The following is a 5,536-nucleotide window of genomic DNA, read 5'->3' on the forward strand; positions in this document are numbered from 1 at the left end:
TCGGATACATTAACATAGGTAAAGACGGAGTAAACCCTATTTTCGTTCTGCGGATCCACATAAATTTCGGAATAATAGAACGGCCGGTTGCCGATATCGTCCTTATCGTTAATTTTTTCCCATTTGAAGCCGCCGTCCACCGATTTGTAAAGGGCGTTCTTTTTAGCTTCCACCAAAGCATAGACGATATTAGGCCTGTTTGCGGCAATGGCGACCCCGATGCGGCCGAGATTACCTTTGGGGAGTCCGTCTTCCTCTGTGATTTCTTTCCAGTTTTCACCACCATCATGCGTCATATAGAGTCCGCTGCCTTCCCCGCCCGATTCAAAAAACCACGGATAGCGACGATGCTCCCACATGGCGGCAAAGAGTTTGTTGGGATTCGTCGGATCCATGATCAGATCGGCGGCTCCCGTCTTTTCGTTGACAAATAGGATATTTTTCCAAGTCACCCCACCATCCGTAGTCTTAAAGACCCCACGTTCGGGATGCTCGCCCCAAGGGGAACCGATGGCGCCGACATATACCGTATTGGGATCAGTCGGGTCAATCTTTATCCTATGGATGTGGCGCGTCTTTTCCAGTCCCATACTTTTCCAGCTTTTACCGCCATCCAGTGATTTGTAGATGCCATAACCACCGTTAAGGCTATTTCTGGGGTTGCCTTCGCCGGTACCCGCCCAGAGTACGGAGGGGTTGCTCTGCTGAACGGCCACTGCGCCTATCGAAGCGGTGACTTCTTTGTCGAAGATGGGCTCCCATTTTATGCCACCGGAAGTGGACTTCCATAATCCGCCGGAAGCGGTGCCCACAAACATGACATCGGGATCGGTATGTACCACATCAATGGCCGTAACCCTACCGCTCATACCGCCCGGACCTATGTTGCGGGGTTTAAGGTCTTGTAATAGATCCATTTTGAATTCTTGGGCGGATAGGGAGAACGATACGAGAAAGATCGCTAGAGAAAGTACTGTTTTGGTCATTGGGTTTCGAGTCTATTAATCGCCTAAATATACTGAAAACTTTTAGAGGAAATCTTAATTGGGTAGATGGGTAACCGATGTATTGACCGGTTCGGTCATTGTTATAGCGTTGTGACCAATTTTCCTGTTTTTGCGGACTTTTCCAAACTCGCCATCAGTTTTGCCCAGTGTTTTCAGCGATTTTTGCCAATTTTTTATCAATTTCCGACTTGGGCATCCATTTTCCCTGGCGCATAACCCCTGAAAGCTGTTTCAGTGCCTCGATATTTTCTAACGGATTCGCATCGATCAAAATGAGATCGGCCGCCAAACCTTCCTTAACTTCTCCAAAGGTATCTTCCCTATCAAAATAGGTTGCCGGGTTTAGCGTGCCGGTTCGGAGAATCTCGATGTTCGTCATGCCGGCATCCGCCATATCCTGTATTTCTTTATGGATGGAAAATCCAGGTACGTTAAAAAGCTGGGGTGCGTCGGAGCCTAGCAGCATACCGTGACCGTTGTCGTTCAATGCCTTAATCAATTGTTTCCGGATGGTATCGAACCGTTGCCATTGGGCCTCGTTAAAATCCGTGCCTTCACCGGTCGACTCCGTTTTTCGCCGTTTCCAATCCTCAAGGGTGGAGGCGGGCATATATTTCATTTCGGGAAGGGCCAACATTTCAATTGCGTCGGTAGGGGCGAACCATTTGGTGAACAGGCTTTGGGTAGGTACGATCCAGACCTTGTTGGCCTTGGCCATTTGTACCAGTTCATCGATTTTAGAAGTATCGGCCAAAGGCGTAAATTTATATCCGAAAAATCCATTATCCGTCGGTTTTACGTTGGCGGATTCGGGAACGAGTCCCTCTAAAAATCCGTCGACATGGTCTACGGACTTGTATTTGCTTTCCAACGCATGGCGAATACCCACGTCAACGGGCACGTGTCCCGCAAAGGGAATACCAACCTCATTGGCCGTTCTAACGATCTCATCAAAGACTTCCAATTGGATGCCCGGATGTATCTTCAAAAAGTCGTATCCCTCTTTTTGATAGGCCGTAATCTTTTCTTTCGCCTCCTCGGGCGTTTTGACGGAATTGCCGTTCAGGGAGGGACTGGAAGTAAATATCCGCGGACTCAGGATTTCCCCTGTATTCGCTTTTTCCCTTAAAACCAAATGGGTCGGATCGCCCAACATTCCCCGAATTGTGGTAATGCCGTTGGAAAGATATAGAAACAAGGTTTCCCCGATACGCTCGGCATCGGTGGGCGGTGACGGAATGTGGGCATGCATCTCCGCTAGCCCCGGCATCAGGTATTTGCCCTTTGCATCTATTATATTGGGATAGGCATCGGCATTTTCGAGGGTTTCCGAAATGCTCTTGATTTTTCCGGAATCGATGATAACTTGACGATTTTCCAGTATTTTGCCTGATCGGACATCGACAATATTCGCATTTGAAATCAAGGTAGCCGACGGACTAACTTTTTCTTGAGCCTGGTTGCACGCGGTCAGAAGGCTTATCGATAGGATAAAAAATGTTTTTTTCATGTTCTCCAGTTTCATTTTTAATTACAGTTGCTGATGAGGCCTGACAGTTGCCGATAAGACCTAAAGTAGCGGTCGCGGCCGATTACAAATCTAAAGACACTATAAATATAGGAAAAAAAAGAACCCGACGCCACAGCTTGCGGGATCGGGTTCAAATCAACGCAAATAAACCAACTAAAACTTAAACTTCAGCATACTGAAAATGCGTGTTCCGTCGATACCGAACTGTGTGGTTTGCCATGGGTATTTCCATCAAGACCGTAGAAAACCAGATGTCGAAAGCCCTGCATTTTTTAAGGGAGAACGCTACGGGGTTTTTGTTGTGAAAAAAAGGATCTGGATTGAGATTCAAATATATCGGATATGGTGCTAAGAGAACGCATTGAAAATTATTTTTACGGTCGAACTGTAGTAGTTTCGTTGGAGAGAATAACTGCGTAGGTTGTACTTTGTGGGGAAGAACTACTTTGATATATTTTATTTCTTTATCGCATCATCCAATACCTCTTGAACCCGTTTTTTAGCGTAAATCGAATTTTCCCATACCACAGTGTAGATTTAGTATTACCGATTGATAAGTCTACGTATCCCTATAAAAACCAGAATAAAAAAAGAATAACCGATAAAAAAGGGAACGATCCATTGCTCGAGGCCTGTGGCCAGCATCGACCCGATGATCAATAATTGAAATCCAAGTCCAAAAGTGGAGACCGCAGTCATTAGCCAATTCGGGAGCTTATGACTTTCCACGGCCTTGCGGTCCAGGCGGTAGATTATCCGATCGAATATACCGTACAAGAGGCTGTACAAGCTAAAAAGGATGTTGACATTACTTTGTTTTTCGCCCTTCATGGCAGCGGGTACCTTATTCTCAAAAATGCGACTGGTAGTGTCTCCGTTATGCTTGTTCCGTAAGATTACATAATAATAGTTGTAAAGGGTGCCTTGCAGCTGAAGTCCGAAAAACGCTAAAAAAGTTTGGAACAACGATCCATTGGTAACATACCAGATCGTCATTAGGATCAGGGCGTTCAAAATGATATCGGAAACCGAATCCAGATACCTACCCGTGTACGAGGGTGTTTTTTTAAGACGGGCCAATTCCCCGTCCGCGGCATCCAAAATCGATTTTAGTATCAAAAAGAAGGCGGTCGCCCAGTAAAACTGATTTAGGATACAGGCAACAGCCATCAAGCCACTGACCACAAAGGCAATGGTAACATGAATGGGGGTAAACGCGGTATTTTTAAGGGAATGGGCAATCACTTTTGCCATCGGCCTGCCATAGTCCGACAGATCTAAAAATCGATGCGCTTTGGGTAATTTGGACATTGTCGATAAAGTTTTGGGAAGGAAAACCGGTAACGGAAACACGTATGACCGGTACTTTCACCAAAACCTTACACAAAGATAACCTTAAATTCACTAACAGATCATCGTTTGGACATCACTTTTCGTTCCCTGAGATGATATCGATCTCCATCCTGTAAAAAATATCACCGATTTTCTTTGGATGGAAGGGTTTTCAGATCACTCCCTTCACGCGACCAAAAGTCACCATCGTACATCAATACCTTACTTTCACCAATGACCTCAAATTCATTGCCTTTAACAGTTATGGCCTTACCTTCATCGATACCGATACCCAAAAGTTTCGGGCGGTTTTTGAGTCGTTGGTGTGGATGATGCCCACGTTGGTAGCCCCAAATTCTTTTAACCGCTGGGCGAACCAATTGTTTTTCCTATCGATAAATTTGGGCTAGTTTATGTGAATCGCTTACCATAATTCTTGATGGATCATGTGATTTTGGTTTTTAATTTAAGTGGAGAATCTGGGGTTTACTAGCATAATCAGAGTGTCCCGTAAAAGAGTATATAACGAAACCACTAAAAAAGACCATAAATGGGACACTCCGGCGAAAGAATTTGGGCTCTGGGAGAACCGTTCCGTAAAACGGCCGTATTATGGGATTGCATTAAATTCGAATCTCGATTATCCGTCCCTTAGCGCATCAGCAGGACTGATATTCGCGGTGTTGACAGTTTGACCGCCCGTCTTTAGCATCGCTCTGGGCAAAACAAATGGCGGACAGTATTTCGCCCGCCGTAGTTATGTCCTGTTCGAACAGGTACAAGATGCTGTTTACGTAGAAAAGTACATTTTAATTTTTGACGATGATGGAAGCGCAAAAAGCGAGTCACATTGCGCCGATATGGTCAATGGGCCACCTATTCCTAATGCAAAAAGGTCGAGATAATTACCCAACGACTTTACCGGCTTTAGTACGGGCCTCCACAACGATTATCCTTTGACGAAAATCTTCGATAGCATTTAAAGTTGCTTGCCAATACCGGAAATCTCGTGCTGAACTTGCGCGTGAGCGGAAGTTCTCCCATTTTGATAAAAACTTTTGAACAGGCAAGGAAAAACGGAATAAAGTCCCTTGCCATGATAAGCGGCAAATGATTGCTTTTGGGTTTATGGATTACTCCGCAGCTTTCAAGGAACAAGGCCTATATGGGCTAGCAACCCCAAAAATCCGGACAATTTTGGTACTTGGAATTCTTCGGCCTATAGCTATTATCCGCAGGATCTATAGGGCAGTTTTTGCGCTATCGGCCCCTATCCCCCCATTTCGGCCATTTTCTTGCCGACATGTGCCATGACCTCCTTAAGTTCTTTTGTAGGACTGAATTCCAGCAGTTTAACATCTTCCTGAACGATTGCCGTATGGCCAGCGGGCCAATAATAGACCTCGCCCGCGCCGACCGTTTCCTCTTTTCCGGTATCGTAAATGAGCTTTATCTTTCCCTCAAGTACATAGCCCCAATGTGGGCAATGGCAGCTGTCGTTGTCCAACCCCTGTAACAAGGGCGTAAAATCGGTGCCTTTTGGCAATTCGTTAAAACCTAAGGTCATACCCCCGCAATCCGTAATGGCGCGCATAATGGTGTTGGGAGCTTGCATGGTAATGGGAATGTCTTCTTTTCTGATTTTCATGATTTTAGTTTTTGCCCC

The 5,536-nt window shown here is 45.5% G+C and carries 5 protein-coding genes; all 5 read right to left on the reverse strand.

Translation table 11 applies throughout. The features are described from left to right. Window positions 1-986 (reverse strand): WD40/YVTN/BNR-like repeat-containing protein (locus ACEW8S_RS11160; RefSeq protein WP_373518233.1); only part of this gene is annotated, 986 nt, incomplete at its 3' end. Window positions 987-1,140: 154 nt separating this feature from the next. Next, the gene (locus ACEW8S_RS11165) at window positions 1,141-2,517 is read right to left on the reverse strand and encodes an amidohydrolase family protein (protein ID WP_373518234.1); all 1,377 of its coding nucleotides are present in this window, start codon (window positions 2,515-2,517) and stop codon (window positions 1,141-1,143) included. Window positions 2,518-3,081: 564 nt separating this feature from the next. Then, complete coding sequence (locus tag ACEW8S_RS11170) at window positions 3,082-3,849, reverse strand: CDP-alcohol phosphatidyltransferase family protein (RefSeq protein WP_373518235.1); 768 nt, start codon at window positions 3,847-3,849, stop codon at window positions 3,082-3,084. 164 nt (window positions 3,850-4,013) lie between these two features. After that, complete coding sequence (locus tag ACEW8S_RS11175; RefSeq protein ID WP_373518236.1) at window positions 4,014-4,166, reverse strand: hypothetical protein; 153 nt, start codon at window positions 4,164-4,166, stop codon at window positions 4,014-4,016. A gap of 974 nt (window positions 4,167-5,140) precedes the next feature. Next, the coding region (locus ACEW8S_RS11180) for a cupin domain-containing protein (protein ID WP_373518237.1) at window positions 5,141-5,536 on the reverse strand (396 nt) is incomplete at its 5' end.

Origin of the sequence: Pricia sp., from assembly GCF_041745955.1 — a bacterium.
GTDB lineage: Bacteria > Bacteroidota > Bacteroidia > Flavobacteriales > Flavobacteriaceae > Pricia.

What these genes read in the sequence shown, in the direction of transcription:
- ACEW8S_RS11165 (WP_373518234.1), bottom strand. Translation starts at nt 2,517, where the DNA reads ATGAAAAAAACATTTTTTATCCTATCGATAAGCCTTCTGACCGCGTGC.
- ACEW8S_RS11170 (WP_373518235.1), bottom strand. Translation starts at nt 3,849, where the DNA reads ATGTCCAAATTACCCAAAGCGCATCGATTTTTAGATCTGTCGGACTAT.